The organism is Streptomyces sp. NPDC048481 (assembly GCF_043200075.1).
Classification (GTDB): domain Bacteria; phylum Actinomycetota; class Actinomycetes; order Streptomycetales; family Streptomycetaceae; genus Streptomyces.
Genome location: NZ_JBICXC010000003.1, coordinates 212,229 through 238,757, shown reverse-complemented (window position 1 = coordinate 238,757; position 26,529 = coordinate 212,229). Strand labels below are relative to the sequence as shown.

Here is a 26,529-nt window from a genome sequence, read left to right as displayed (position 1 = left end):
TGCGGCCGGTGGCTACTCGGTGAACTCGTCGGCCGCCGAAAGGGCCGTGTCCAGGGCCGCGAGGCCCTCCTTGACCTCGGACTCGGAGACGTTGAGCGGCGGCACGAAGTGGGTGCGGTTCATGTTCACGAACGGCCACACCCCGGCCTTCTTGGCGGCGGCGGCGAAGGCGGCCATGGGCGCGTTGGCCTCGCCGGACGCGTTGTACGGCACCAGCGGCTCGCGCGTCTCGCTGTTCTTCACCAGCTCGACCGCCCAGAACATGCCGACGCCGCGCACCTCGCCGACGCTCGGGTGCCGCGCTGCCAGCTCCGCGAGTCCGGGACCGACCAGGGAGGCGCCCAGGCGCTTCGCGTTCTCGACGACGCCCTCCTGCGCCATGACCTCGATCGTCGCCACGGCGGCCGCGCAGGCCAGCGGGTGCCCGGAGTAGGTCAGACCGCCCGGGTAGGGCCGCCTGGCGAAGGTCTCGGCGATCACACCGGAGATGGCGACGCCGCCCAGCGGCACGTATCCGCTGTTCACGCCCTTGGCGAAGGTCATCAGGTCGGGCGTCACGCCGTACAGGTCGGCCGCGAACCACTCGCCGGTGCGGCCGAATCCGGCCATGACCTCGTCCAGGACGAAGACGATCCCGTGCCGGTCGCAGATCTCGCGCACACCGGCCAGGTAGCCGGGCGGCGGCAGCATGATGCCGGCCGTGCCCGGCACGGTCTCCAGGATGATCGCGGCGATCGTCCCGGGGCCCTCGAAGGCGATGGTCGTCTCCAGGTGCTCCAGCGCCCGCGCGGTCTCCTGCTCCTCCGTCTCGGCGTAGAAGCGGGAGCGGTACAGGAACGGCGCCCAGAAGTGCACGACTCCGGCGGTGGCGGTGTCGGAGGCCCAGCGGCGCGGGTCGCCGGTCAGGTTCACGGCCTGCTGGGTGCCGCCGTGGTAGGAGCGGTAGGCGGACAGCACCTTGTGGCGGCCGGTGTGCAGCCGCGCCATGCGCACGGCGTGCTCGACGGCGTCCGCCCCGCCGTTGGTGAAGAAGATCTTGTCCAGGTCGCCGGGGGTGCGCTCGGCAATCAGCCGGGCCGCCTCCGAGCGGGCCTCGATCGCGAAGGCGGGCGCGAAGGTGGTCAGGCGTGCGGCCTGCTCCTGGATCGCGGCGACGACCTTCGGGTGCTGGTAGCCGATGTTGGTGTAGACGAGCCCGCTGGTGAGGTCGAGGTAGCGCTTGCCGTCGTAGTCCCAGAAGTACGACCCCTCGGCGCCGGCCACGGCGAGCGGGTCGATGAGCTCCTGGGCGGACCAGGAGTGGAAGACGTGCGCGCGGTCCGCGGCCTTCACGGCGGCGCCGGCCCGGGGATCGGTCTGAGGGGTCATGCCCGTGAGCGTAAATGTCCGCGATGCGGAAGCGGTATCGGCGTCCTGTTCCGTGGACGGCCCGATAACGCGACAGGTTGTCGGGCGTGGGGGCGGCCGACCCGGAGCCTCGCGGGAACAGCATTGAAAGCATGCTGTCGAAGCAGCAGCATGCTGTCGTACGCCCCGTCCGTCCGGGACCGCCCGGACCGTCCCGAGGAGGAGCCATGACCCGAGCAGCCATCGACGGCGGACCCGACGACCGCGGCGGACGCGACGACCGCGGCGGACCGGACGGCGGCGGTCGCGGGACCGTGCACCTCGCCGTCTACGACTCGCTGGCCGACTGGGAGACCGGCCACGCGACGGCGTACCTCGCCCGCGCCGGGTTCGAGATCCGGACCGTGGGACCGACCCGCGAGCCCGTCGTCAGCATCGGCGGCCTGCGCGTCCAGCCGGACCTGGCCCTCGCCGACCTCCGCGCGCACGACAGCGCGCTGCTGGTCCTGCCGGGCGCGGACCTCTGGGACACCACCGACGACCTGGCCCCCTTCGCCCGCGCCGCACGCGCGTTCCTCGACGCCGGCGTGCCCGTCGCCGCGATCTGCGGGGCCACCGCCGGACTCGCCCGCGAGGGCCTCCTCGACCGGCGCGACCACACCAGCGCGGCCCCCTTCTACCTGGCCGCCACGGGCTACGCCGGCGGCGGACGGTACGTAGAGGCGGACGCGGTGACGGACGGCGCGCTGGTCACCGCCGGCCCCACCGAACCCGTCGCCTTCGCGCGCGAGGTCCTGCGGCTCCTCGGCGTGTACGAGGGCGAGACGCTGGACGCCTGGTACCGGCTGTTCCACGACTCGGACCCGCTGGCCTACGCCGTGCTGGAGAAGGCGACGGCCGGCCGGTGAGCCGGTCGCGCCAGGAACTGCTCAGCCGCGCCGCCCTCGGGGTGTTCCGGCTGAACGGCCAGTTCCTCGCCGTCGCCTGGGAACTGGCCCGGCCCGGCGGGCTCACCGCCGCCCGCTGGCAGGTGCTCGGCGCGGTGCTGGGCGAGCCGCTGCCCGTGGCCGCGATCGCCCGCGTCATGGGCATCACCCGGCAGAGCGTGCAGCGCGTCGCCGACCTGCTGGTGGAGCGCGGCCTCGCCGAGTACCGGCCCAACCCGGCCCACCGGCGGGCCAAGCTGCTCGCGCCCACCGGGGCGGGCCGGGCCGCGGTCGCCGGGATCGATCCCGGACACGCGGCCTTCGCCGACCGGCTGGCGCGGGAGTTCGGCGAGGCGGAGCTGGCCGAGGCCGTCCACGTCCTGGAACGCCTGTCCACGGTGCTGGACGGGCTGACGCCGCCCGTTACGGAACCGTAGACACCGCGCCGCCCTATCCCCCGAACGGCCGGATTATTCTCGCCTCCACACACATGTCTCGATCACACATGTGGCGGAAAGGCGGCGCTGCGATGGAGAAGCTGGGCCCCGGGGACCCGCAGCGCATCGGCGGCTACCGGCTGCTCGCGCGGCTGGGGGCGGGCGGGATGGGGCGGGTGTACCTCGCCCGCTCGGACCGGGGGCGCACGGTCGCCGTGAAGCTCGTCCGGCGCGAACTGGCCACCCGTGAGGAGTTCCGGGCGCGTTTTCGCCAGGAGGTCCGCAACGCGCAGCGGGTGGGCGGCTTCTGGACGGCGCCCGTCCTCGACGCGGACACCGAGGCCGCCGTGCCCTGGGTGGCCACCGGCTACGTGGCCGGGCCGAGCCTCCAGCAGGTCGTGAGCCACGACCACGGCCCGCTGCCCGAGCGGTCGGTGCGCATCCTCGCCGCCGGCCTCGCCCACGCCCTCACCAACATCCACGCGGCCGGCATCGTCCACCGCGACCTGAAGCCGTCCAACGTGATGGTCACCATCGAGGGGCCCCGGGTCATCGACTTCGGCGTCGCGCGGGCGCTGGAGAGCGTGACCGGCGGCGACGGCGGGCTGACCCAGACCGGCGCGGTCATCGGCTCGCCCGGATTCATGGCCCCCGAGCAGGTGCGCGGCGAAGGGGTCACCCCGGCCAGCGACGTCTTCTGCCTCGGCTCGGTCATCGCCTACGCCGCCACCGGCGCGCTGCCCTTCGGCGCGCGCGACGACGGGCCGCACGCGCTGATGTTCCGCATCGCCGAGGACGAGCCCGACCTCACGGGCGTTCCCGAGGGCATCGCCGACCTCGTCCGCGCCTGTCTGCGCAAGGACCCGGCCGCCCGCCCCTCCCTCGCCCGCGTCCTGGAGCTCACCGGCGTCGACGACACCGTCTCCGACGGCCGCTCGCGCGATCCGTGGCTGCCCGGCGCGCTGGTGGCCCAGCTCGGCCGGCACGCCGTGCGGCTCCTGGAGGCGGAGGACCCCGAGCACCCCGGCGGCGCCGCGAGCCCGGTTACCCCGGCCGGCGCGGTGGGCGCGGCCGGCGGCGACGGCCCGACCGCCGGTCTCCCGGCCGTCCGGCCCGGACGGCCGGCCGCGGGCGCGGCGGCCGTCGAGCACCACTCCGGGCCGCGCGGCGACGGGTACGGTCCGGATCCCCGCCGCACGCTCGTCGCGGGCCCCGACGGCATCCCGACGCAGACGCCCCCGCCCGGTTCGGACGCCTTCGCGCACCCGGCGTACGGCCACGACCGGCGGCACCCGCAGCAGGCCCCCGGCGGGCACGGGCCCGCGTCCGGGCCGGCGGACGGCTGGTCAGCCGCCCCCGGCATCCCGGCGCCGTACAACCCCTACGCCGCGGGCGGTCCGGGCACGACCCCGCCGCCGTACGACCCGTACGACCCGCACGGGCAGGCCGAGGCGCAGGAGCCGCCGCGGCGCAGCGGCCGCACCACCGCGCTGCTCGCTCTGGTCGCCCTGGTGGTCGCCGTCGCGGCGGGCGGCTCGGTGTACGCGCTCATGAACGGCGACGGGGGAGGGCATGCGACGGCCGGCGCCTCCACCTCGGCCCGGCCCTCCACGCCGGCCTCAAGCACGCCGTCGCCGTCCGAGTCCGGGGAGTCCTCCGCCTCCCCGTCCCCGTCCGCCTCGGCCGGCGCGGTGCCGGCGGCGTTCCTCGGCGCCTGGACGACCGCGATCGAGAACGAGACCGGAACGAACACCCGCCGGCTGACCATCACGCAGGGCGAGGTCGGGGACGCGGTGCTCGCTCTCGTCGCCGACGGGCAGTCCTACCACTGCGAGTTCAGCGCCACCCTCACCCGGTCGCCCGGCGCCGGCGGCCCGCTGCGGATCGGCCCGTCCAAGGTCGTCACCGGCCGCCCGCTGTCCTCGTGCAGCCCCGGCGCCGCTTCCGAGGTCACCCTCCTGGCCGACGGCAGACTCGAACGCCTCAACACCGGCACGGGCGAGAAGCTCACCTACAGCAGGGGCTGAGCGGCACCGGGCCCGGACCGCGCCGCGGCCCGACACCGCCGCTCAGCGGGGCTCCGGCGGCCGCTGGCGGGGCATGTTGGGGCGGGCGTTCACCCCGGGCGGGGAAGGGTGGCGGCCGGGGCCGCCGCCGCCCACGTCCGCCCGGCCGGCCGACGCGATCGCCGCCTGGATGCCCATGGGCGTCGGACCGGCCCGGAATTCCACCATCCAGTCGGCCGTCTCCGTGCGCACCAGGTCCGTGACGTCGTCCGAGAACCGCCGCAGCACCCCCAGGCACCGCTCGGCGGCCTCGCTCGCGGTGCCCTCGGCCGGGCCGAGCACCTCCCGGACGCTCTCCGACGCCCAGTCGAACTGAAGCACCTGGAGCCTGCGCTGCACGGCCTGCGCGGTGGCCACGTCCCGCATCCAGCCGGACGTCACCCCGAAGAACCGGTCCACCGCCACGCAGGACACCGCCAGCAGCAACGACAGATAGCCCCACGGGGCGACCTCGCCCAGTACCCGGGTGAGGTCCAGCAGCGGCAGCGCGGCGCCGCACACCGCCCCGGCCGCCGCCCCGGCGCGCAGCACCCGGGCGGTCCGCCGCTTCCACACCCGGTCGCCGAGGTACCAGGCGGCGGTCTCCAGCGCGCCGCGCTCCACCCACCGGTACAGCTCGTCCAGCCGCTCCGCGGGCTCGCCCCAGTCCCCGAGCGGCAGCGCCCGCCCGGTCAGGTCGCCCGGCCGCAGCCCGGCCGCGCCCTCACCCCGCCCGTCCTGGGGCGGACCCTCGGGCTGCATCTCCGGCTGCTGAACCACCCGGCACTCCCTACTGATCCCTAGCGGTGGTGGATCCCGACCGATCCCGACGGCGCCGGCCCCTTTCCGAGGGCGCCCGGCGGCCCCGGCCGGTCACGTCGGGTGACACCCGCGACGCCGATGCCGCCGCGCCGGACCTTTCCTACCTCCCAATGGGTGGCTAAGAGGAAGGTTTCACCGCTTTTACGCCTGGAAGTAGGCGTTGATCAGGTATAGACCGCACACGCAACTCACTCGAAAGAGTGCTGGGGCGACACCCGCACAGACCACGTAGGCTCGTGCCGAGCGGGGTGAAACCCGCCCGGAGGAACGCCCGACCGTCGTAGACACAGGAGCTGATCGTGATTCCCGGTGGTGGCCAGCCCAACATGCAGCAGCTGCTCCAGCAGGCCCAGAAGATGCAGCAGGACCTGGCCCGCGCGCAGGAGGAGCTGGCGAACACGGAGGTCGACGGGCAGGCGGGCGGCGGCCTGGTGAGCGCGACCGTGACCGGCTCCGGCGAGCTGCGCGCCCTGCGGATCGACCCGAAGGCCGTGGACCCGGAGGACACCGAGACCCTCGCCGACCTGGTCGTCGCGGCCGTCCAGGCGGCCAACGAGAACGCCCAGGCGCTTCAGCAGCAGAAACTCGGCCCGCTGACCCAGGGCCTGGGCGGCGGCAGCGGCATCCCGGGCCTGCCCTTCTAGCCCGGGCCACGGCCGGTCCGCCCTTACGCGGACCGGCCCCGGCCGACTACCGTACGTACGGCAAGAAACCCCAGGAAGGACGGCAGTCCGTTGTACGAAGGCGTGGTCCAGGACCTCATCGACGAGCTGGGGCGGCTGCCCGGCGTCGGTCCCAAGAGCGCGCAGCGGATCGCCTTCCACATCCTTCAGACGGAGCCGACGGACGTGCGGCGTCTCGCCCACGCCCTCCTGGAGGTCAAGGCGAAGGTCCGCTTCTGCGCGACCTGCGGCAATGTGGCGCAGGAGGAGCTGTGCGGCATCTGCCGCGACCCGCGCCGCGACCCGAGCTGCATCTGCGTCGTGGAGGAGCCCAAGGACGTCGTCGCGATCGAGCGCACCCGCGAGTTCCGCGGCAAGTACCACGTCCTGGGCGGGGCGATCAGTCCCATCGAGGGGGTCGGTCCCGACGACCTGCGGATCCGGGAACTCCTGGCGCGGCTGGCGGACGGCACGGTCACGGAGCTGATCCTGGCCACCGATCCCAACCTGGAGGGCGAGGCCACGGCCACGTACCTCGCCCGCATGATCAAGCCCATGGGCCTGAAGGTCACCCGCCTGGCCAGCGGCCTCCCTGTGGGCGGCGACCTGGAATACGCGGACGAGGTGACCCTCGGCCGCGCCTTCGAGGGGAGACGACTCCTAGATGTCTGACGCCACGCTGCACGCGAGCGAGCAGAACCCGGACGACTTCGCGGTCCAGATCGCGGACCAGATCGAGAGCTTCCTGGTGGCCGTCACCGAGGTGGCGAAGGGCGACGAGCCGGGCTCGGCGGTGCCCTTCCTGCTGCTGGAGGTCTCCCAGCTGCTCCTGGCCGGCGGCCGTCTCGGCGCCCACGAGGACATCGTCCCCGACGAGCGCTACGAGCCCGACCCCGGTTTCGAGCCGGACGCGGACGAGCTGCGCGAGAACCTGGCCCGCCTCCTGGAGCCGGTCGACGTCTACTCCGAGGTCTTCGACCCCTACGAGCCCCGCAAGGCGCCCGTCCCGGCCCGGATCTCCGACGACCTCGCGGACGTCATCGCCGACCTGCGCCACGGCATGGTCCACTACCGGGCCGGCCGCACCACCGAGGCCCTGTGGTGGTGGCAGTTCTCCTACTTCTCCAACTGGGGCTCCACGGCCTCGGCGACCCTGCGCGCCCTGCACTCGGTGCTCGCCCACATCCGGCTGGACCAGCCCCTGGAGGAGCTGGACGGTCTCGACACCGACCAGTCGGCCCTGGGCGACGAGACGCTGGAGTTCGAGGCGGGCCGGGTGATGGCCGAGGAGATCGGGGTCCCGCTGCGCCCGGGCCAGACCCAGCGGTGATGGGCCTTGCCGGTCACAGCCCCCACAGTCCCTTTCCCACCGCCGTGACCCCGCCCGTCAGCGCCAGGGTGAGGACCAATCGCCGCGCCAGTGGTTCGGGTATGCGGCCCGACAGCGCCCGGCCGGCGAGTGCGCCCACCGCCATCGCGCCGCTCACCCACGCCCACCGCGTCCCGCTCAGCTCCGGCACGCCGTTCGCCGCGACCGAGAAGGCGTTCACGACGACGCTGTAGAACTGCGCGTTCGGGACGAACTCCCGTACCGTCCAGCCCGCGTTGACGGCGTACAGAGAGATCGGTGGGCCGCCGACCCCCGCCGCGGAGTTCATGAAGCCGCCGGCCGCCCCGGCCACGACCGCGCCCCGGCTGCCGCGCAGGGCCGGGACGCGGGCGCCGCGCATGACCAGCAGGACCGCCGCCGTCACCAGCGCGCCCATCACGGAAAGCGTGATGGAAGGCGGGAGCCGGCGGGTCAGCCAGGCGCCCGCCGGGACCGTGCAGGCGGCCGCCACGCACAGGGGGACCATCGCGGCCGGGCGCACCCGGCGCCAGCCGCCGGCCAGTCCCACCACGCTGATCGCACCCGCCGCGCAGTTCGCCAGGACGACTCCCTGGGCCGGCCCGAGCAGCAGCACCAGCGCGGGCACGGCCACCAGGGCGAAGCCCATTCCGGTCAGCCACTGCACGCAGGAACCCAGCAGCACGATCCCCGCCAGCAGCGCCTCACTCGTCCCGCTCGTCATGGGTCCATGCCTACACGATGTTGCCGCCCCCACAGGAGAATTGGGCGGGCGCTGGACGTCCCCTGTACGGAGGCTGCACGGGCCCTGACCGGGCGGACGCGAGGCTTGGGTCATCCCGACAGCACCAAGCCGCACAGGAGTTGCGATGACCCGCACGACCCGTATACGCGCCGCCCTCGTCACCGCCACCGTCGTCGTCACCGCGGCGACGGTGTCGGCCGGAGTCAGCGCGGCCGGTCCCGAGAAGGCGTCGAAGCCGAGCAAGAAGCAGATCGCCGCCCTGTTCGACGGCTGGAACGCCGCGCTCCGGACCCACGACCCGGACGTCGTGGCCGACCGCTACGCCAAGGACGCGGTACTGCTGCCCACCCTGTCCGACACGGTGCGCACGGACCGCGCCGGCGTCGTGGACTACATGGAGCACTTCCTCGAGAAGAAGCCGGTCGGCAAGAAGATCGAGACGCACATCAACGTCCTCGACGGCGACTCCGCCCTGGACAGCGGCGTGTACCAGTTCACGCTCACCGACCCGGTCACCGGCGAAAGAAGCGTCGTCGAGGCCCGCTACACCTACGAGTACGAGAAGCGCGGCGGCAAGTGGCTGATCGTCAACCACCACTCCTCGGCGATGCCCGAGAGCTGACCGCGCCGGCTCAGCCCGCCGGCTGCGCGGTCCGCAGCGTGATGCGCACGCACAGCCCGCCGCCGGGGGCGTCCGCCAGGACCACCGTCCCGCCGTCGTCGGTCACCAGCTGCCTGACGACGGCGAGGCCGAGCCCGGAGCCCGAGCGCCCGGTCAGGCCCTGGCCGCGCCAGAAGCGGTCGAAGGCGCGGGCCTTGTCCGCGTCCGGCATGCCCGGTCCCTCGTCCGCCACGGACAGGACCGCCTCCCCCGCCCCGGACTCCACGCGGACGGTGATCGTCCCGCCGTCCGGCGACACCTCCAGGGCGTTCGAGAGCACGTTGTCCAGCACCTGGTCCAGATGACCGGGGCCGGCCAGCACAGACGGCCGGCCGCCGACACCACTCCCCCCGAGCGCGATGGTGACTCCGCGCTCGTCGGCGGCCGGTCTCCACACCGTGAGCCGTTCGGCCACGATGTCCGTCAGCGGCAGCGGCTCCGCGGCCGTCACCTTCGCCTCGGCCCGCGCCAGCACCAGCAGCCCGTTCACCAGCCGGCTCATGCGGACCACCTCCGCCGTCGCCTGCTCCACGTCCTCGCGCACCGACTCGTCGTCCACGCCGTCCGCGATGTTGTCCAGCGACAGCCGCAACGCCGTGAGCGGGGTGCGCAGTTGGTGCGAGGCGTCGGCCACGAAGACGCGCTGCGAGTCGACCAGGGTGTCCAGGCGCTCCGCGCCCTGGTTAAGGGTGCGCGCCAGGGTCCGCGTCTCCGGCGGGCCCGTGACCGGGGAACGGGCGGTCAGGTCCCCGTCGCCGAACCGGCTCGCCATCGCGTTGAGCGCGCGCAGCGGCGCGGTGATCCGGCGGGCGGCGTACCCGCCGATCGCGCCGGCCGCCGCCAGGACGAGGACGGCGAGCCCGGCCCGGAAGCCCCAGATCTGCCACAGCCGCCGGGTCATGTCCGAGGTCGAGTAGACGATCCGGACGGCCGCGTCCCCGCGCGCGGGCACGGTGACCGTCAGCCTGCTGCCCCAGATGAAGTCCGAACCCCAGTCCGTGCCGGCGGAGCCGTCCCGCACGGCCCGCGTCAGCGCCGCGTCCTCGGCGGGCCGGGGCAGCCCGGGGGCGCAGGTGCGGGTGGGCGTGACCTGCACGTCGCCGGGGGTCTTGTCGCCGTAGGCCCGGGCGACCTCGGTCAGGGCCTCGCAGGAGATGCGGTCGCCGTTGCCCAGCAGCAGCGCCATGGTCTCGGCCTCGCGCAGGATCGACAGTTCGGTGTCGTCCCGCAGCTGCTCGGTGAGGGTGAAGGCCACCGGCACGGTGAACAGCAGGATGGCGACGGCGACGATCAGGATGTAGCTGCGGATGAGCTGCCGGTTCATGAGGGGCCGGCGTCCTCGGGTCCGGGGCCGGCGTCCTTGACGATCTCCAGGCGGAAGCCGACGCCCCGCACCGCCTCGATGACGACGACCCCGGCCAGCTTCCGCCGCAGGGCGGCCACATGGACGTCGAGGGTCTTCGTCGGCCCGAACCAGTTGGCGTCCCAGACCGCTTCCATGATCTGTTCGCGCGACATCAGCGCGCCCGGTTCCTCGGTGAGGAAGGAGAGCAGGTCGTACTCCTTCGGCGCGAGCGCGACCTCGGCGCCGTCCACGTGGACGCGGGCCGCCTTGCGGTCGACGGTCAGCCGGGGCCCGTAGCGGTCCGGGCCGGTGTCGGCGCCCGCCGGGCGCGCCTGCACGCGCCGCAGCACCGCCCGTATGCGGGCGATGACCTCGCGCACCCCGAACGGCTTGGACACGTAGTCGTCGGCGCCCAGCTCCAGGCCGACCACGCGGTCCGTCTCGTCGCTGCGGGCGCTGATCACGATGATCGGCACGCCGCCCCGGTCGCGCAGGGCCCGGCAGACGTCGAGGCCGTCGGTGTCGGGCAGGCCGAGGTCCAGCAGGACGACGTCGCAGGGGCCGGGGTGGGCGAGGGCGGCGGCGCCCGTGGTGACCCAGTCGACCGCGAAGCCGTAACGCTGCAGACCACGCCGGAGCGACTCGGCGACCGGTTCGTCGTCTTCCACCAGGAGTACGTGCACAGCGGCACGATAGTGCGTGAAGTGCTTGAAATTTAATTCACAGCTATCACTTCGGCGTCAGTGGGCAGGGAAGCCCCAACGACGGGCGTCCGCGCGTCCTCCGCGGGCCCGCGAGTCTCACCATGCGGTACCCGGGAGGCGGATTTCGGGCGCTCGTTAGACTGAGCCGACCGCAGTACAAGGGCGTATGTGCGGGAAAGAGACAAACTGAGCGAGGAGCGCACGTGGGCCTTGTCGTGCAGAAGTACGGAGGCTCCTCCGTAGCCGATGCCGAGGGCATCAAGCGCGTCGCCAAGCGGATCGTGGAAGCGAAGAAGAACGGCCACCAGGTGGTCGTCGTCGTTTCCGCGATGGGCGACACGACGGACGAGCTGATCGATCTCGCCGAGCAGGTGTCACCGATGCCCAGCGGCCGGGAATTCGACATGCTGCTGACCGCCGGAGAGCGGATCTCCATGGCCCTGCTGGCCATGGCGATCAAGAACCTGGGCCACAGCGCCCAGTCGTTCACCGGCAGCCAGGCAGGCGTCATCACCGACTCGGTCCACAACAAAGCCCGGATCATCGACGTCACGCCGGGCCGCATCCGGACCGCGCTGGACGAGGGCAACATCGCCATCGTCGCCGGGTTCCAGGGCGTCAGCCAGGACAAGAAGGACATCACCACGCTGGGGCGCGGCGGGTCCGACACCACGGCCGTCGCCCTGGCCGCCGCGCTCGACGCCGAGGTCTGCGAGATCTACACCGACGTGGACGGCGTGTTCACCGCCGACCCGCGCGTGGTGAAGAAGGCGCGCAAGATCGACTGGATCGCCTTCGAGGACATGCTGGAGCTCGCGGCGTCCGGCTCCAAGGTGCTGCTCCACCGCTGTGTGGAGTACGCCCGCCGCTACAACATCCCGATCCACGTCCGCTCGTCCTTCAGCGGACTTCAGGGCACGTGGGTCAGCAGTGCACCGATCGAACAAGGGGACAAGCCGGTGGAGCAGGCCATCATCTCCGGTGTCGCGCACGACACCTCCGAGGCCAAGGTCACGGTCGTCGGCGTGCCCGACAAGCCGGGCGAGGCCGCCGCGATCTTCCGCACGATCTCCGACGCCGAGATCAACATCGACATGATCGTGCAGAACGTGTCCGCGGCCGCGACCGGCCTGACGGACATCTCCTTCACCCTCCCCAAGGCCGAGGGCCGCAAGGCCATCGACGCCCTGGAGAAGAACCGGGCCGGCATCGGCTTCGACTCGCTGCGCTACGACGACCAGATCGGCAAGATCTCCCTGGTCGGCGCCGGGATGAAGACCAACCCGGGCGTCACGGCCGACTTCTTCAAGGCCCTGGCCGACGCGGGCGTCAACATCGAGCTGATCTCGACGTCCGAGATCCGCATCTCGGTGGTGACCCGCGCCGACGACGTGAACGAGGCGGTGCGCGCCGTGCACAGCGCCTTCGGGCTCGACTCCGACAGCGACGAGGCCGTCGTCTACGGGGGCACCGGGCGTTGATCTCGGCAACGCGCCGGCCGACGCTCGCGGTCGTGGGGGCGACCGGGGCCGTCGGCACGGTCATGCTGCGGATCCTGTCCCAGCGGGCCGACGTCTGGGGCGAGATCAGACTCGTCGCCTCGCCGCGCTCGGCCGGCCGCAAGCTGGCCGTGCGCGGCGAGGAGGTCGAGGTGCTGGCCCTGTCGGAGGAGGTCTTCGACGGGGTCGACGTCGCCATGTTCGACGTGCCCGACGACGTCGCCGCGCACTGGGCGCCGCTCGCCGCCGCCCGGGGCGTGGTCGTGGTGGACAACTCCGGCGCCTTCCGGATGGACCCGGACGTGCCGCTGGTGGTCCCGGAGGTCAACGCGCACACGGTGCGCAACCGGCCGCGCGGGATCGTCGCCAACCCGAACTGCACCACCCTGTCGATGATCGTCGCCCTGGGCGCGCTGCACGCCGAGTACGGGCTGCGCGAGCTGGTGGTGTCCTCGTACCAGGCGGTGAGCGGGGCCGGGCGGGCCGGGGTGGAGACGCTGCGGCAGCAGATCGCGCTGGTGGCCGGCACCGAGCTGGGCACGCACCCGGGCGACGTGCGGCGGGCCGTCGGCGACAACACGGGCCCGTTCCCGGAGCCGGTCGCGCTGAACGTCGTCCCGTGGGCGGGCTCGCTGCGCGAGGACGGCTGGTCCTCGGAGGAGATGAAGGTGCGGGACGAGTCCCGCAAGATCCTCGGGCTGCCGAAGCTTCCGGTGGCGGTGACCTGCGTGCGCGTTCCCGTCGTCACCACGCACTCGCTCACCGTCCACGCCCGTTTCCAGGACGAGGTCACCGTCGACGGGGCCCGCGAGATCATCGCGACGGCTCCCGGCGTCGTCCTCTTCGACAACCCGGCGGCGGGGGAGTTCCCCACGCCCGCCGACGTGGTCGGCACCGACCCGACCTGGGTGGGCCGGGTGCGCCGGGCGCTGGACGACCCGACGGCGCTGGAGCTGTTCGTGTGCGGGGACAACCTGCGCAAGGGGGCCGCGCTGAACACCGCCCAGATCGCGGAGCTGCTGGCCGCCGAGCTGTCCTGACGGAAATGACGCTGACCAGCGCAGTGTCGGATTGTAAGATCTTTCAAGCAATGTGAGCCGGTCGACGGTCCGAACCACTTGTATCGGACACCTTTGGCATCCGAAGATTTTCCTCCCCGCCCCCGCAACCGTGCGCAGGGCGGGGCGCGTCTTCGCGGTCACCCTTCGGTGTGCACAGGCGTGTGAACGATCACAGCGCCGGGGACGGCCGTGGTACGGGCGTGGGGACGCCCGTTCCTAGGGTTACAGGGGAAGAGCGGGACACATGAGACGGGTGCGCGGGGCCTTGGCCGACGCGAAAGAGACGCCGGACGCGTACAACCCCCGCGGGGGGAAGTGTGTCCAACTGGCGTGGCAGAGGTACTCGAACTCCCGGTGGCGCCCCTCGGCGCGGCCCTGCGGCCCCGCGGCGCCGTACGAACCCGCAACGCCGGCGCGCCCGGCGGCATGCCGGTGATCGCGCCCATGCCCGCAGCGCGGCGCACCCGCGTCCCCGGCCAGCGTGACGGCGCCACCGCCCCCGGCGCCGCGACCGCGGCGACCACCGAGACCGCCGACGACACCGTGGCGGCCGGCACCACCGTCGACCACCTCACCGAGACCTACCGGGCCCACTACCGCTCCCTCCTCGGGCTCGCCGCCCTCCTCCTCGACGACACCGCCTCCTGCGAGGACGTCGTCCAGGAGGCCTTCATCCGCGTCCACTCCGCGCGCAAGCGCGTCCGCGACCCGGAGAAGACCCTCGCCTACCTGCGCCAGACGGTCGTCAACCTCTCCCGCTCCGCGCTGCGCCGCCGCATCCTCGGCCTGAAGCTGCTCTCCAAGCCGATGCCGGACATGGCCAGCGCGGAGGAGGGAGCCTACGACCAGCTGGAGCGCGACTCGCTCATCAAGGCCATGAAGGGCCTCCAGCGCCGCCAGCGCGAGGTCCTCGTCCTGCGCTACTTCGCGGACATGACCGAGGCCCAGGTCGCCGAGACCCTCGGTGTCTCCCTCGGCTCGGTCAAGGCGTACGGCTCGCGTGGGATCGCGGCCCTGCGCAAGGCCATGGAGGCGACGGCGTGAGCGGAGCAGCCGGAGAACGGGACGCCCGTGGCGGCCCCGACGGTCCCGGGCGCGACGAGCCCCCCGCGGGGCACGAGCCGCCGTCGCCCACACAAGACCCGAAGCCCTCGCACACTGGGAACTCAACCGTGAACCACCGCCTCGACGACCAGGGCCCCGAGGGGCTCGACTCGGACGAGCTCGCACTGCGCCGGATGCTGCACGACGTCGTCCAGGAGATGGAGCCCCGCGACGGCGCCCTGGACCACCTGCGGCGGGCGGTCCCCGTCCGGCGGGCCCGCAAGCGGCAGGCGGCCGTCGGCATGGCGGCCGCGGCCCTCTTCCTCGGCACCGCCGTCCCCGCCGTCCTGCACGTGTCGAACGCGGGCGGCTCCGACGCCGACCCTTCCATCGCCGGCCAGGCATCCCAGGCGCAGGGAGGCGTCGATCAGGGCAAGAACCCCGACGGCGGCTCCTCGGGCAAGGTCGGCGACTCCACCGGCGGCACCGGTGAACCGGAGAAGAGCGGCGCCGCCGACTCCGGCCAGGGCAAGGCGGCCACGGACGGCGCCGCCTCCACCGGCCCCAGCGCCTCCACCGCGGCGGACGCCCCCGCCTGCCTGCCGGCCCAGCTGACGGCCGCCGACCCCACCGTCGCCGTCCCCGACGCGGCCGGCATCGTCTACGGCGTCTTCCGCGTGCAGAACTCGTCCTCCGCCGCCTGCACCGCCGACGGCGCCGTCTCCCTGACGTACGAGGCGCAGGGCGCCGCCGACGCCACGAAGATCACCGTCGTGGCGCACGCCTCCGGGGACGTGGCGGCCGGACTGCCCGACCCCTCCCTCAACGTCACCCGGCTCACCCTCGCCCCCGGCTCCGCCTACGAGGTGAAGTTCGCCTGGGCGCCCGCCGAGACCTGCCCCACCCCCGGCGGCCCCGGTGGCGGCGACGGCGGCGGCACGGCCTCCCCCTCGCCCTCGCCGAGCGAGCCGGCCGGCGCGACCGGCGGCGAGACCGCCTCCGGCGCCACGGCCCAGCTGTACACGGAGGACGGCACGGCCGACGGAAGCGTCGTGGTGTCGTACAAGAGCGAGGACGGCTCGGCGGCCGCCAAAGCGACCGTGCCGAACGCGTGCGCCGGGACGATCTACCGGACGGGCGTGCTGGCCTCGTCCTGAGCGCGCTCCGACGGCCCGGCGGCCGCGTCCGGCCCGGCGGCCGCCGGCTCCTGCGGGACGATCCCGAGCCGGGCGTCCCGCTCGAACTCGACCTCGCGGCGCAGCAGCCGGAACCACATGAAGACCACGAACCCGGCGAAGACGAACCACTCGCCGGTGTAGCCGAGGTTCTGGAACGCCTTCAGGTCGAGGCCCGTGCCGGACGCCGCCTTCGCGGGCACCGCCGTCATCCCCGGCGAGGCCTTGTCCAGCGTGATCCACGCGTCGTACAGGTCGTAGGGCACCAGGTTGACCAGCGACGCGGCGCTGATCGCCGCCGTCTGCCCGGCCGGCAGGCCGCCCCGGCCGCTCACCCCGTCGTCGCCGGGCTGCTCGGAGGCCTGGAGCGCCCCCGTCACCGTCACCTCGCCGGCGGGCGCCGCCGGGGCCTTCGCCGCGTCCGCCCGGCCCGGCAGCCAGCCGCGCACGACCGGCAGCGCCCGGCCGCCGTCGACGCGCAGCAGGGACAGCACGTAGAAGCCGTTCTTCCCGTCCAGCTCCCGGTCGGGCACCAGCAACTGGGCGCCGTAGCGGCCGGTGGCGGTGGCCTGCCTGCCCGAGGTCGCCTTGTCCACGGGCAGCAGCTCGGCCAGCGGGCGCGCGGCCCCCCTACGGGCCGACTCGGCCTGCGTCTTCGCGTCACGGTGGTCGTCCACCCGCGCCTCGAACCGGCTCAGCTGCCAGGACCCCATGAACAGGCAGAAGGGGATGGCCAGCAGCACGAAGACGTTGATCCCCCACCATCGGGGCGTCAGCAGAAACCGGTACACGCCCCCCACGGTACGGGGCCGGAAGCCCTCCGCGCCCCGCGGGGTGAGCCTGTTCGGTGGGAAGCCGGTGGGAAGACGGTGGGAAGTTGTCCACAGGCTGGGGACCTCGGCGTCTCTTTGCGGGCGCGGGCGGGCAGTATGGGGCCATGACTGAGAGCAACGCGTCCGCCGCACCCGAGCGGTACGAGGACATGCCCGACTGGGAGAAGCGCTTCCGCGCGCCCCGGGTGTCGCTGCCCGACTGGGCGCAGGACGCCCCCGACCACTCCCTCTTCGTGTCGAACGCGACCGGGACGTACGAGCTGTACGCCTGGGACCGGGCCACCGGCGACCGGCGCCAGGTCACCGACCGGGCCAACGGCACGACGGACGGCGTGCTCTCCCCGGACGGCGCCTGGATCTGGTGGTTCGACGACAAGGACGGCGACGAGTTCGGCGTCTGGCGCCGCCAGTCCTTCACCGGCGGGGAGGACGAACTGGCCACGCCCGGCCTGGACGCCTCCTACCCGGCGGGCCTCGCCCTCGGTCGCGACGGCCGCACGGCGGTCGTCGGCCGCTCCACCGACGAGGACGGCACGACCATCCACGTCACCCGCACCGGCGAGCCCCCCTTCGAGCTCTACCGCCACCGCGAGTCCGCGGGCGTCGGCGACCTCTCCCACGACGGGCGCCTCGTCGCCGTCGAGCACACCGAGCACGGCGACGCCATGCACTCCGCGCTGCGCGTCCTGCACCTGGACGGCACCAAGGTCGCCGAACTCGACGACACCCGCGGCGGCACCGTCGAGCTGGGCCTGGAGGTGCTGGGCTTCGCCCCCGTCGACGGCGACCCCCGCCTGCTCATCGGCCACCAGCGCCGCGGCCGCTGGGAGCCCCTCGTCTGGGACGTGACGACGGGCGCCCAGACGGACCTGGACCTGGACCTGCCCGGCGACGTCAGCGCCGAGTGGTACCCGGACGGCTCCGGGCTGCTCATCGTGCACAGCTTCGAGGCCCGCAGCGAGATGTTCCGCTACGACCTGGCGAGCGCCGAGCTGGAGCGGATCCCCACCCCGCCGGGCACCGTCTCCGGGGCGACCGCCCGCCCCGACGGCAGCGTGGAGTACCTGTGGTCCTCCGCGGCCCGGCCGCCCGTGGTCCGCTCCACGACCGGCGAGGTGGTCCTCGAACCCCCGGGCGCGAAGTCGCCGGGCTCCGTCCCCGTGCAGGACGTGTGGGTGGAGGGCCCCGGCGGCCGCATCCACGCCCTGGTCCAGAAGCCCGCGGACGCCACCGGCCCGCTGCCCACCGTCTTCGACATCCACGGCGGCCCGACCTGGCACGACAGCGACGCCTTCGCGGCCGCGCCGGCGGCCTGGGTGGACCACGGCTACGCGGTGGTCCGCGTCAACTACCGCGGCTCCACCGGCTACGGCCGCGCCTGGACCGACGCGCTGAAGCACCGCGTGGGCCTCATCGAGCTGGAGGACATCGAAGCCGTCCGCGAATGGGCGGTGGACTCCGGCCTCGCCGACCCCGCCCGGCTGATCCTCACCGGCGGCTCCTGGGGCGGCTACCTCACCCTCCTGGGCCTCGGACTCCAGCCCGACGCCTGGGCCGTGGGCATCGCCGCCGTGCCCGTCGCCGACTACGTCACCGCCTACCACGACGAGATGGAGGCCCTGAAGGCGATGGACCGCACCCTCCTCGGCGGCACCCCCGAGGAGGTCCCCGAACGCTTCGAGGCCTCCTCCCCGCTGACCTATGTCGACAAGGTGCGGGCTCCCGTCCACATCTCGGCCGGCGTGAACGACCCCCGCTGCCCCATCCGCCAGATCGACAACTACGTCCGACGCCTGGAGGCCAGAGGCGCGGTGCACGAGGTGTACCGCTACGACGCGGGCCACGGCTCACTCGTGGTCGACGAACGCATCAAGCAGGTCCGTCTGGAGCTGGAGTTCGCGCAACGGCACCTGCCGTCCTGACCCCTGGGGCCCAGAATCTCCTGATACGGGTTGTACGGGTTGTGCGGGTTGTGCGGGTTGTACGGGACGGGCAGGGGCGGCGGGGGCGAGAACCCTCCGCCGCCCCACCCACCCGTCACGCCCCCTACCGCCTGCGCCGCAGCAACTCGGCCAGCCCTCGGCGGATGGCCGCCAGCACCACCCGGTCCGAGCCCCGCAGGACGTACTCGTCCGGCAGATCCCACACCAGCCCGGGACCGCCCTGCCGCTCCCGCCCCGTGTCCAGCGCCAGCACCCGCCAGTAACCGGCCCGGAACGCCTCCCCGGCCGTCCTGCCCTCCAGCTGCGCGTACCCCGCCACCTCCAGTGCGGCGAACAGCAGCACCCGCCGCTCCACCGGGATCGCCCCCAGGATCTGCCGGCCCATCATCGCCCCGGCGAACGACGGAGCCGACAGATGCGAGACGCTCCGGCTGCGGGTCAGCGCCTGGGGATGCGCCGCCCGCAGGGTCCGGTACACGGCGGTCGCGAAGTCGTCGTCGTACAGCCGCAGCACCACCCGCAGATCCGGCCGCAGCGAGCGGGCGTACAGCGCGGCCTCCAAATTCGTCGTATCGGAACTGGTCACCGCGAGCAGCGCGTGCGCGCGGTGGATCTTCGCGGCCTCCAGCACCCCCTCCTGCGTGACGTCCCCCAGCACCACCGGCGCCCGCAGCCGCCGCGCCACCGCCAGCCCGCGCGCCTCGGGCCCCGCCTCGACGCACACCACCGGGATGTTCAGCTCCCGCAGCCGGATCAGCACCCGCGTGCCGATCTTCCCCAGCCCCAGCAGCACGACATGCCCGCCGAGTCCCCGGGGCGGCCGGCGCAGCGCCCCCGCCCCGCGGAACGTCCCGAGCGCCTCCAGCACCGCCGCCAGCAGCACCGGCAGCAGCAGCAACCCGACCAGCCCGGACAGGAGTTGCAGGACCTGCCGCCCGGTGGTGGCCCCCACCGCCGGGTCGTTGATCGCGAACAGGTCCAGCAGCGTCAGGTACAGCGCGCCCAGCGGATGGACCCCGGTCACCACCCACAGCGCCACCGCCAGCGCGAACACGCACCCGACCAGCCCGGCCAGCGACCACCGCAGCCGCCGCGAGAACAACGAGGCGAACGGCGCCATGACCCCGACGCCCCGCCCGGCGGGCAGCGCGGGCCCGGCCGAGTAGGCGACCTGCTCCAGGACGACCGACCCGCGCCTGCCCGACGCGGCGGCCTCCCGCACCGTCTCCGCGTCCGGCAGCAGCAGCGGGCCGTGCTCGCCGCTGGTCTCGGAACCGTCCGCGAACGCCGGGTCGCCGCCGTTCGCCGACAGCAGCGCGAGCGTGGGGCGACCCGGCGCGCCCGGCTCCCCGGTCCCGGACGGCGGCCGCTCCACGGCGCGCAGCAGCAGCCCGTCCGTCTGGACGACCTTGCTGGTGCCGACGACGGCGGTCGCGGCGAGCGCGGGCGCGGCGGTGTCGGCGTCGGACAGCACCGTCGTCGAGGCGTCCCCGGACGTGCGGGAGACGTCGGGGTCGTCGCCGGTGGCCAACGCGGCGGCCTGGTCCAGCAGTTCCTCGATGTGCTGGCCCAACCGCCGGTTGTAGAGCCGCAGTACCAGCCGCAGCCGGGGATTGAGCCGGCGGGCGGTGAGGGCGGCGCGGATGTTCGTCTCGTCGTCGTCGTACACGAGGGCCAGCGCGGCGGCCCGCTCCACGCCCGCCTCGGCCAGCACGGCCTCGGTGGCCTCCACCGCCTCCAACACGCGCTGACCGCCCGCGGGTTCGCCCGGCGCCGGGGAGGTCGTGCCGTTGCCCGCCGCCCGGTTGACGGCCGCGCTCACCACCCGGTCCAGCAGCGCCGCCGACACCGCGCGGGCCCGCCCGACGACCGGCGGCCGCACCATGCGCTCCGCGGGCGGGACGACGAGGGTGACCTGTTCCTCGTACACGCCCCGCAGTTCGGCGGCGAGCCGGTGCGCCAGCCCGTCGTCGCCGCACACCACCATGTGCGCGCCGGCGGCCCCCGGCGGCTGACCCTGATTCGGAACGCTCCCCACGAGGGAGAAGACTGCCTCACCGGGACGGGAGGTTCCACGACGGACGTGAACGGCCGGGGCGGAACTCCCGTAGGAAAGGGGAGGGAATGCGAGAGACAGGCAACAGGGAGAACCCGGAAGCCGGAGGTACCCGACCCGTGGCCATCGCCGAAGAGGCCCCGCCCGAGGAGACCGGGCGGGACGAGACGGTCGGGCCGTCCGGTCGCGGGGCGGCGCGGCTCAGCTCCCCGCTCGTGCTGACCATGCTGCTGCTCCTCATGGTGCTGTTGCAGAGCCCGGTCCGCCGGGCCCTGTCCGCACCGGTGATGCAGAGCTGGATGACGGTGTTCGTGGCCGTGGTGGTCCAGGCGCTGCCGTTCCTGGTGCTCGGGGTGCTGCTGTCGGCGGCCATCGCCGTCTACGTGCCGCCCAGCTTCTTCGCCCGCGCACTGCCCGCGCGCCCGGCGCTCGCCGTGCCGGTCGCCGGACTCGCGGGCGCGGTGCTCCCCGGCTGCGAGTGCGCGTCGGTGCCGGTGGCCGGCGCCCTGGTCCGCAGGGGCGTCACCCCCGCCGCGGCTCTCGCCTTCCTGCTCTCCGCGCCGGCGATCAACCCGATCGTGCTGACGGCGACGGCCGTGGCCTTCCCCCGCGACCCCGAGATGGTGGTGGCCCGGTTCGCCGCCAGTCTCCTCGCGGCCTGCGCGATGGGCTGGCTGTGGCAGCGGCTCGGCCGCACGGACTGGCTGCGCCTGCCCACCCACGCACCGCACGAGGGGGAGACCAGAGGAGCCGCGTTCTGGGACTCCGTCCGGCACGACGTGATGCACGCGGGCGGATTCCTCGTGGTGGGCGCGATGGCGGCGGCGACGCTGAAGTCCGTCGCGCCCGCGAGCTGGCTGCGCACGGCGGCCGACAACCCGGCGGTGGCCGTCCTGACCCTCGCCCTCCTCGCGGTGATCCTCTCCATCTGCTCGGAGGCGGACGCGTTCGTCGCCGCGTCCCTGACCCAGTTCTCCCTCACGGCACGGCTCGCCTTCCTGGTGGTCGGCCCGATGATCGACCTCAAGCTGTTCGCGATGCAGGCGGGTACGTTCGGCCGGGGCTTCGCGCTGCGCTTCGCCCCGGCGACCTTCGCGCTGGCCATCGCGTCGGCGCTGCTCACGGGGTGGGTGCTGCTGTGAACCGACAGTCCCAGTCGGCCGTCCTCTTCCTCCTCGGCGCGGCCCTGCTGCACGCCGGCGCCACCGACCTGTACCTGCGCTACGTCAAGGCGGGCCTGCGGCCCCTGCTGCTGGCGGCCGGCGCGGTCCTCATCGTGACGGCGCTGGCGACGGCGTGGTACGAACGGCGCCGAGCCAAGCACCACACCAGGCCGGCCGCCGCACCGGCGGCGCACCCGCACCCCGAGCCCCGGGTCGCCTGGCTGCTGATCCTGCCCCTCCTGGCGCTGATCCTCGTCGCCCCGCCCGCCCTCGGCTCCTACAGCGCGACCCGCACCGGAACGGCCCTTCAGGAGCCCCTCGCCTATCCGTCCCTCCCCGCGACGGACCCCCTCCCGCTCGGCGTCGTCGACTACGCGGGCCGGGCCGTCTACGACCACGGCCGCACCCTCGCGGGCCGCCGGGTCCGGCTGACCGGGTTCGTCGCCCTGGACCACGACGGCACCCCCTACCTGGTCCGCATGGCGCTCAACTGCTGTGCCGCGGACGCCCAGCCGGTAAAGATCGGCCTGACCGGCCGCATCCCGCCGGTCCTCCAGCCCGACGCCTGGCTGACCGTCACCGGCGTCTACACCCCGCGCATCGCCCGCGACCCGGTCAACGACGGCCCGATCCCCTTCCTGAAGGTCACCCGCGCCGAGCCGGCACCGACGCCCACGGACCCCTACGACGAGTCCTGGAACAACTGAGGGTCCCGGGTGGATCACGATCGGTACCGGAGGGCGCACGCGGCCCGCGATCAGCTCGGTTAAGCCTTCCTCAACCCCTGGTGGCGGGGCGGTGAGCGCCTCATGATGGGGCCATGACGGCGGCCTCGCGTGCCATGACACGACTGGCGATCTGGCCGGACCTCGCGGAGGACCGGCCCAGTTGCGGCACCGGCCGGGCCTTGCGCTCGGGCCTTGTCGAGATCGTGCACTTCCACTCCGACCGCAGTGTCGACCTGCATCTGACCGCCACGGCGATCCGCCGGTTCGAGAAGGACCTCAGACACTCCACGGCCATCCGGCTGCTGCCCGGCTCGTCGTGGGTCACCGTCCATCTGGAGTGCGAGACGGACATCGACCTGCTCATGACGCTGGTCAGCGCCGCGCTACAGGCCCACCAGAGGCACCCCGGCGCCGACGACGCGCCCTTCCCGCGATGCAACGACCACCGCGAGGCGACGCTCACCCGCCAGACCGCAGGCGGTTTCTGAACCCTGCGGAGCGTCCAACACGCCACAGACGGCCGGTGATCGATGACGGGTGCTGTGCCGGCAGGGGGCTGTCGACGGGTGGCTGCCGGCAGACGGCTGGTGACCTGACGGCTCGTCAGTTATGGTCACCCGCACCGGACCAGAGCACGCGCCGACGCAGAAGGAGTGAGCGCCATGGCGGTCGACCCGGACCGTTCGACGCGGCCCCCGCGCAGCCCGCGGCCGCCGGGAACCCCCCGCTGGGCGGCGATGTTCTACGACCCCCGCTCGTCGTCCTGGCGCTGCGCCGCCGAATCCCCCGTCCGCACGCCCGTGCTGTACGCGATCGGCGAGATGACGCAGGTCGTGCGAGCCAGGGGCGACGAGGCGACCGTCGCCCTGTGGGGACCCGACGGCGGTGCGTGGCAGCGCTTCGACCTCGCCGGCGCGAACACCGCCGGCACCGTCGGCACCGCCGCGCCGGAGCCCGCGGCCGCGGCCGCGCCCGCGGCACAGGGCCCCGCGGCGCCCGGCCACGCCAGGCACGCGGAACGTCTGGAGGACCGTCGGCACCAGGTGCTCATGGCGGGTTTGGGCAAGGCGGGCCTCCACGACCTCGCCGCGGAGGACGAGACGGCCGTACGGACCCTGGTCGACCGCGTCGACGAGACCACGCTGCGCCGGGTCGCGCTCTGGATGGCCCTGGCGGGCAGGCCGGTTGAGTGATGCGCCCGAGGGGCAGGCAGACCGTATGAGAGTCTCCGTTGACCCCGAGGTGTGTTACGGCTCCGGGGAGTGCGCGCTGCGCGTGCCCTCCGTCTTCACCGCGGTGGACGGTCTCGGCGCCGTCATACCGGGACGCGAGGAGACGGCGGCCGGGGAGCCACAGGTGCGGGACATGGCCGAACGCTGCCCGTCACAGGCCATCCGCATCCAGTAGGACGGCGCTGGTGGGTGCGGAGGGAGCCGGGGGCAGCGAAAGACCCGGTCGCTGGCGACGGGGGATGCACCAGCGACCGGGCTATGGCCAAGGCTAACAAGGCTGCTGGTCCGACGGGAGTCGACTTCTCACCTGCCCTGTCGTTGTGATCGGGATCACTCCGCGCGCCGGTCGAGCGGTCACCCGGGTACGTCGACGGGCAGCCGGCGGCACCCAGCAGTAATGAGGCAGCCATGAGGCAGCTTGAGGCAGCCGCGAGGTCGCCCGGGGCGGGCGGGAAGCCGCCCACCGGGCTCGTGGAGGCTCGCGGCGGGCATACGGCTGCCGTCCGGCGGGCGGCAGGCGCGCGACGGGCACCGCCGACGCGGCGCGTTCAGGCCGGACGGCCCGGGAGACCCGGGAGGCGGCGGGGCCGGCCCGCGCGCCGCGGCCCTCGCGTCACACGTGGACAGCCGCGGCCGCAGCCGTACGGACCGGCTCGTCCGGCGGCGGAACGGGCGTCCGTACTAGCTCGCCCTGCGGCGGGCCGTGCTCGCGTTCGAGCCGGACACGTCCGCGTCCTCGGCTGCGAAGGAGGCCGCGTACGTCTCGTCATCCCCGAAGTCCGGTGCTTGGAACGGGTTCGTCACCGGAGGCGGCGAGGCCGCGGCGGAGTGCGAGCGGGCCCCCTCCGGGGCGGAGAACAGCGAGGTCAGGTCTATGAGAGGTCTCCCATTCGGTACAGGCCCGCTGAGGGGCCTGGCGTGCCGTGACCGGGCACAGCGGTACTACAGCTTGCTCATTTTGGCGTACGGACTCAAGATCCGCTCCTGCGCCGACCCGAAATCCACGAGCGCCGCGATGCCGTCCTCGATGCCGATCACGCGGCCGAGGCCGTACATGTCGTGCGTGACCTGGTCGCCCACCTCGAACTGCTTGGGGGGTGGGGCGACCGGAGCCTTGAAGGGGCTGGTAGGCAAGTAGCGCTTCTGTGCAGCTGGCTTTGTCATTGCCTCCAGTATGGCCCGAGGTCGTCGGTTCGAGGCAGCCGTCCGCGTGCGCTCTTCGTCGCAGACCCGGCCGGCGCCGGCCCCCGCACAGCCGACGATCATCGACCGTACGCCACTGACCTGGGGATTCGACACCGGGGGAGCGCCGGACGCCCCGACTGGTTGACGCCTTGTTTACTTCGACTGATTTTCTGCATCCGGCACACTTACGGCGTGCGGCCCGGCCGTCCGGCCCGCGCGGACCGGATTTGTGTGCGCGGACCCCGCCGCTCCCTCGCGCCGGGCGGCCCTCTCCTGACAGGCTCGGACGCGTGACGTACGTAGTGACCGTGGACACCTGCATCCCGGAAGGCCTTCCGGAGATGGATCCGCTTCAGCGTGCCGGCGCCGTGGCGCTGATCGAGGACGGCTTCGCATCCGTCCGCGCCGTCGAGGGGCCCGGCGACGTGAAGGTCGAACTCCTGGACACCATCGTGTCCGTCCACCCCGGCGGGGCGCTGCTGAAGGTCGTCGTGGACGCTCCGTCCCTGGAGGCCGCCGAGGACTCGGTGCAGGTGCTCGTGGACGAGCAGCTGGAGCACACCGAGCTGCTGGCCGACTGGACGATCGAACGGTGCGAGGTCGAGCTGCACCAGGACCGGGCCCGGGCCAGCCTCGACGCGGCCGAGGGCCCCGACGCCCCACCCGACGACCCCGCCGCCCGCAAGGCCCGCCACACGGCCGCCCCGCCTCCTGAGGAGCCCGGTGACGGCCCCGGCGCGGACCGGGGCGAGGGCGGGAACGCGACCGCGGTACGCACCCGGATCCTCGCCCTCGCCGACGAACTCCGCTCCTTCCCCCCGACGACGTTCGCCCCCCGCCCGTCCGCGGAACCGGCACGGACCACCGAACCCGCCGAACCCGCTGGACCCCCTGAACCCCCGGGTGGCGCGGACGACGACGACCGCAGGGGAGCCGGGAGCGCCGGCAGCGCCGGGAGCGCCCGGCTGGCCGCCGGCGCCCTCGTCTACGCGACCGACATCCTGGTGGAGGAGCTGTTCGAGGACGTCCAGGTCCTGGCTCAGGAGGACGCCAGCGTGGCGGAGTGCGAAGGCCCCCTGTGGCAGCTGGAACGCCTCCCCGACCGCTACGCCCTCCAGTACGACGCCCGCTTCGCCCGCCGCTTCCTGGTCACGGTGATCGCCCTGACCACCCGCTTCACCGACGGCAGCTTCCGGCGTCTGAGCTGCGTCGCCGAGGAGATCGCCCTGAGATTCCTCCTGAACCAGGCGACCACGACCCTGGAACTGCACGGGCTCCTGGACGACGAGGTCTCCGCCGCGCTGGACGCGTTCACGGACAACGTCTACGAGTCCTACGGGTCGCACGGGGGCCCGGCCCACGAGTGGCTCTACGACGACTCGGCCGACGGCGCCGCCGAAGCGTCCAGGAGTGCGGCGCCGGAATCCGCGCCGGAAGCCGCCCCGACGGCGTTCCGGGCGTGGTTCACCCCGTTCGAGGACGGCAGATACGTTCCGCCCCGGACACCGGCCGATCCGGAGGAAGCGCGCTGACACGGTGAGGTGGGCCGCAGGGGCCCCGCCCGCCGC

Annotated in this window: 26 protein-coding genes; 18 read left to right on the top strand and 8 right to left on the bottom strand. The window is 73.6% G+C overall.

Features of this window, described 5'->3' with window-relative positions:
• Positions 1-12: 12 nt before the first annotated feature.
• The gene (locus ACGFSH_RS11725; protein WP_393347337.1) at positions 13-1,368 is read right to left on the bottom strand and encodes an aspartate aminotransferase family protein; all 1,356 of its coding nucleotides are present in this window, start codon (positions 1,366-1,368) and stop codon (positions 13-15) included.
• Between the two features lie 206 nt (positions 1,369-1,574).
• Between ACGFSH_RS11725 and ACGFSH_RS11720 the strand changes: the two genes are divergently transcribed.
• The 3 genes from ACGFSH_RS11720 to ACGFSH_RS11710 all read left to right on the top strand — a co-directional run bounded on the left by ACGFSH_RS11720 (position 1,575) and on the right by ACGFSH_RS11710 (position 4,737).
• A complete protein-coding gene (locus ACGFSH_RS11720; RefSeq protein WP_393347335.1) occupies positions 1,575-2,255 on the top strand; it encodes a DJ-1/PfpI family protein in 681 nt (226 codons plus the stop codon).
• Complete coding sequence (locus ACGFSH_RS11715; protein ID WP_393347333.1) at positions 2,252-2,710, top strand: MarR family winged helix-turn-helix transcriptional regulator; 459 nt, start codon at positions 2,252-2,254, stop codon at positions 2,708-2,710. The genes ACGFSH_RS11720 and ACGFSH_RS11715 overlap by 4 nt, the downstream gene beginning before the upstream one ends.
• A 92-nt stretch (positions 2,711-2,802) precedes the next feature.
• A complete protein-coding gene (locus tag ACGFSH_RS11710) occupies positions 2,803-4,737 on the top strand; it encodes a protein kinase (protein ID WP_393347331.1) in 1,935 nt (644 codons plus the stop codon).
• A gap of 42 nt (positions 4,738-4,779) precedes the next feature.
• Here ACGFSH_RS11710 and ACGFSH_RS11705 read toward each other — a convergent pair whose 3' ends face one another.
• Positions 4,780-5,517: an SLATT domain-containing protein gene (locus ACGFSH_RS11705; RefSeq protein WP_393348102.1), complete on the bottom strand. Its 738-nt coding sequence runs from the start codon at positions 5,515-5,517 to the stop codon at positions 4,780-4,782.
• A 359-nt stretch (positions 5,518-5,876) separates the two neighbouring features.
• Between ACGFSH_RS11705 and ACGFSH_RS11700 the strand changes: the two genes are divergently transcribed.
• The 3 genes from ACGFSH_RS11700 (at position 5,877) to ACGFSH_RS11690 (ending at position 7,569) form a co-directional block, all read left to right on the top strand.
• Positions 5,877-6,221 carry a YbaB/EbfC family nucleoid-associated protein gene (locus tag ACGFSH_RS11700; protein ID WP_393347329.1) on the top strand — a complete coding sequence of 115 codons (345 nt, stop codon included), beginning with the start codon at positions 5,877-5,879 and terminating at the stop codon, positions 6,219-6,221.
• Positions 6,222-6,311: 90 nt separating this feature from the next.
• Positions 6,312-6,911 carry a recombination mediator RecR gene (recR, locus tag ACGFSH_RS11695; protein WP_329412165.1) on the top strand — a complete coding sequence of 200 codons (600 nt, stop codon included), beginning with the start codon at positions 6,312-6,314 and terminating at the stop codon, positions 6,909-6,911.
• Positions 6,904-7,569, top strand: a complete 666-nt coding sequence (locus ACGFSH_RS11690; RefSeq protein ID WP_393347327.1) for a DUF5063 domain-containing protein — start codon at positions 6,904-6,906, stop codon at positions 7,567-7,569. The genes recR and ACGFSH_RS11690 overlap by 8 nt, the downstream gene beginning before the upstream one ends.
• 13 nt (positions 7,570-7,582) lie before the next feature.
• On the opposite strand, the gene ACGFSH_RS11685 is transcribed toward ACGFSH_RS11690, so the two are convergent.
• Positions 7,583-8,311, bottom strand: a complete 729-nt coding sequence (locus ACGFSH_RS11685) for a TSUP family transporter (protein ID WP_393347325.1) — start codon at positions 8,309-8,311, stop codon at positions 7,583-7,585.
• 145 nt (positions 8,312-8,456) lie between these two features.
• On the opposite strand from ACGFSH_RS11685, the gene ACGFSH_RS11680 reads away from it, so the two are divergent.
• A complete protein-coding gene (locus ACGFSH_RS11680) occupies positions 8,457-8,954 on the top strand; it encodes an SgcJ/EcaC family oxidoreductase (protein ID WP_393347323.1) in 498 nt (165 codons plus the stop codon).
• Positions 8,955-8,964: 10 nt separating this feature from the next.
• Here ACGFSH_RS11680 and ACGFSH_RS11675 read toward each other — a convergent pair whose 3' ends face one another.
• Together ACGFSH_RS11675 and ACGFSH_RS11670 are read right to left on the bottom strand one after the other, a co-directional pair.
• Positions 8,965-10,317, bottom strand: a complete 1,353-nt coding sequence (locus ACGFSH_RS11675; protein WP_393347321.1) for a sensor histidine kinase — start codon at positions 10,315-10,317, stop codon at positions 8,965-8,967.
• On the bottom strand, positions 10,314-11,021 hold the full coding sequence (locus tag ACGFSH_RS11670; protein ID WP_393347319.1) for a response regulator transcription factor: 708 nt from the start codon (positions 11,019-11,021) through the stop codon (positions 10,314-10,316). Before ACGFSH_RS11670 ends, ACGFSH_RS11675 begins: the two co-directional genes overlap by 4 nt.
• Before the next feature lie 224 nt (positions 11,022-11,245).
• Here ACGFSH_RS11670 and ACGFSH_RS11665 point away from each other — a divergent pair, with 224 nt between their 5' ends.
• The 4 genes from ACGFSH_RS11665 (at position 11,246) to ACGFSH_RS11650 (ending at position 15,803) form a co-directional block, all read left to right on the top strand.
• Positions 11,246-12,523: an aspartate kinase gene (locus ACGFSH_RS11665; RefSeq protein ID WP_393347317.1), complete on the top strand. Its 1,278-nt coding sequence runs from the start codon at positions 11,246-11,248 to the stop codon at positions 12,521-12,523.
• Positions 12,523-13,581, top strand: a complete 1,059-nt coding sequence (locus ACGFSH_RS11660; protein WP_393348100.1) for an aspartate-semialdehyde dehydrogenase — start codon at positions 12,523-12,525, stop codon at positions 13,579-13,581. The genes ACGFSH_RS11665 and ACGFSH_RS11660 overlap by 1 nt, the downstream gene beginning before the upstream one ends.
• 447 nt (positions 13,582-14,028) lie before the next feature.
• Positions 14,029-14,646, top strand: a complete 618-nt coding sequence (locus ACGFSH_RS11655; protein WP_393348098.1) for a SigE family RNA polymerase sigma factor — start codon at positions 14,029-14,031, stop codon at positions 14,644-14,646.
• 128 nt (positions 14,647-14,774) lie between these two features.
• Positions 14,775-15,803 carry a hypothetical protein gene (locus ACGFSH_RS11650; RefSeq protein WP_393347315.1) on the top strand — a complete coding sequence of 343 codons (1,029 nt, stop codon included), beginning with the start codon at positions 14,775-14,777 and terminating at the stop codon, positions 15,801-15,803.
• On the opposite strand, the gene ACGFSH_RS11645 is transcribed toward ACGFSH_RS11650, so the two are convergent.
• Positions 15,773-16,612: an SURF1 family protein gene (locus ACGFSH_RS11645; RefSeq protein WP_393347313.1), complete on the bottom strand. Its 840-nt coding sequence runs from the start codon at positions 16,610-16,612 to the stop codon at positions 15,773-15,775. The genes ACGFSH_RS11650 and ACGFSH_RS11645 overlap by 31 nt on opposite strands.
• A gap of 146 nt (positions 16,613-16,758) precedes the next feature.
• On the opposite strand from ACGFSH_RS11645, the gene ACGFSH_RS11640 reads away from it, so the two are divergent.
• On the top strand, positions 16,759-18,576 hold the full coding sequence (locus ACGFSH_RS11640; protein ID WP_393347311.1) for a prolyl oligopeptidase family serine peptidase: 1,818 nt from the start codon (positions 16,759-16,761) through the stop codon (positions 18,574-18,576).
• Between the two features lie 124 nt (positions 18,577-18,700).
• Here ACGFSH_RS11640 and ACGFSH_RS11635 read toward each other — a convergent pair whose 3' ends face one another.
• The gene (locus tag ACGFSH_RS11635; RefSeq protein WP_393348096.1) at positions 18,701-20,584 is read right to left on the bottom strand and encodes an NAD-binding protein; all 1,884 of its coding nucleotides are present in this window, start codon (positions 20,582-20,584) and stop codon (positions 18,701-18,703) included.
• Positions 20,585-20,772: 188 nt separating this feature from the next.
• On the opposite strand from ACGFSH_RS11635, the gene ACGFSH_RS11630 reads away from it, so the two are divergent.
• The 5 genes from ACGFSH_RS11630 to ACGFSH_RS11610 all read left to right on the top strand — a co-directional run bounded on the left by ACGFSH_RS11630 (position 20,773) and on the right by ACGFSH_RS11610 (position 23,951).
• Entirely contained in the window at positions 20,773-21,795 is a 1,023-nt protein-coding gene (locus ACGFSH_RS11630) for a permease (RefSeq protein ID WP_393347309.1), read from the top strand.
• Positions 21,792-22,523, top strand: coding sequence for a TIGR03943 family putative permease subunit (locus ACGFSH_RS11625; protein WP_393347307.1), 732 nt, complete (start codon positions 21,792-21,794; stop codon positions 22,521-22,523). Before ACGFSH_RS11630 ends, ACGFSH_RS11625 begins: the two co-directional genes overlap by 4 nt.
• Before the next feature lie 113 nt (positions 22,524-22,636).
• Positions 22,637-23,032 (top strand): luciferase family protein, encoded by a 396-nt coding sequence (locus tag ACGFSH_RS11620; protein ID WP_393347305.1) that lies wholly within the window; start codon positions 22,637-22,639, stop codon positions 23,030-23,032.
• A 174-nt stretch (positions 23,033-23,206) separates the two neighbouring features.
• Positions 23,207-23,737 carry a hypothetical protein gene (locus tag ACGFSH_RS11615; RefSeq protein ID WP_393347303.1) on the top strand — a complete coding sequence of 177 codons (531 nt, stop codon included), beginning with the start codon at positions 23,207-23,209 and terminating at the stop codon, positions 23,735-23,737.
• 25 nt (positions 23,738-23,762) lie between these two features.
• The gene (locus tag ACGFSH_RS11610; RefSeq protein ID WP_393347301.1) at positions 23,763-23,951 is read left to right on the top strand and encodes a ferredoxin; all 189 of its coding nucleotides are present in this window, start codon (positions 23,763-23,765) and stop codon (positions 23,949-23,951) included.
• Between the two features lie 767 nt (positions 23,952-24,718).
• Here the strand turns inward: ACGFSH_RS11610 and ACGFSH_RS11605 are convergent.
• Positions 24,719-24,940, bottom strand: a complete 222-nt coding sequence (locus ACGFSH_RS11605; protein ID WP_393347299.1) for a hypothetical protein — start codon at positions 24,938-24,940, stop codon at positions 24,719-24,721.
• 311 nt (positions 24,941-25,251) lie between these two features.
• Here ACGFSH_RS11605 and ACGFSH_RS11600 point away from each other — a divergent pair, with 311 nt between their 5' ends.
• On the top strand, positions 25,252-26,493 hold the full coding sequence (locus ACGFSH_RS11600; protein WP_393347297.1) for a hypothetical protein: 1,242 nt from the start codon (positions 25,252-25,254) through the stop codon (positions 26,491-26,493).
• Positions 26,494-26,529 lie beyond the last annotated feature (36 nt).

Coding starts and splice junctions, on each gene's coding strand:
- ACGFSH_RS11725 (WP_393347337.1), bottom strand. CDS start 1,368: ATGACCCCTCAGACCGATCCCCGGGCCGGCGCCGCCGTGAAGGCCGCG.
- ACGFSH_RS11720 (WP_393347335.1), top strand. CDS start 1,575: ATGACCCGAGCAGCCATCGACGGCGGACCCGACGACCGCGGCGGACGC.
- ACGFSH_RS11710 (WP_393347331.1), top strand. CDS start 2,803: ATGGAGAAGCTGGGCCCCGGGGACCCGCAGCGCATCGGCGGCTACCGG.
- ACGFSH_RS11705 (WP_393348102.1), bottom strand. CDS start 5,517: ATGCAGCCCGAGGGTCCGCCCCAGGACGGGCGGGGTGAGGGCGCGGCC.
- ACGFSH_RS11690 (WP_393347327.1), top strand. CDS start 6,904: ATGTCTGACGCCACGCTGCACGCGAGCGAGCAGAACCCGGACGACTTC.
- ACGFSH_RS11685 (WP_393347325.1), bottom strand. CDS start 8,311: ATGACGAGCGGGACGAGTGAGGCGCTGCTGGCGGGGATCGTGCTGCTG.
- ACGFSH_RS11680 (WP_393347323.1), top strand. CDS start 8,457: ATGACCCGCACGACCCGTATACGCGCCGCCCTCGTCACCGCCACCGTC.
- ACGFSH_RS11675 (WP_393347321.1), bottom strand. CDS start 10,317: ATGAACCGGCAGCTCATCCGCAGCTACATCCTGATCGTCGCCGTCGCC.
- ACGFSH_RS11655 (WP_393348098.1), top strand. CDS start 14,029: ATGCCGGTGATCGCGCCCATGCCCGCAGCGCGGCGCACCCGCGTCCCC.
- ACGFSH_RS11640 (WP_393347311.1), top strand. CDS start 16,759: ATGACTGAGAGCAACGCGTCCGCCGCACCCGAGCGGTACGAGGACATG.
- ACGFSH_RS11635 (WP_393348096.1), bottom strand. CDS start 20,584: ATGGTGGTGTGCGGCGACGACGGGCTGGCGCACCGGCTCGCCGCCGAA.
- ACGFSH_RS11620 (WP_393347305.1), top strand. CDS start 22,637: ATGACGGCGGCCTCGCGTGCCATGACACGACTGGCGATCTGGCCGGAC.
- ACGFSH_RS11615 (WP_393347303.1), top strand. CDS start 23,207: ATGGCGGTCGACCCGGACCGTTCGACGCGGCCCCCGCGCAGCCCGCGG.
- ACGFSH_RS11610 (WP_393347301.1), top strand. CDS start 23,763: ATGAGAGTCTCCGTTGACCCCGAGGTGTGTTACGGCTCCGGGGAGTGC.
- ACGFSH_RS11605 (WP_393347299.1), bottom strand. CDS start 24,940: ATGACAAAGCCAGCTGCACAGAAGCGCTACTTGCCTACCAGCCCCTTC.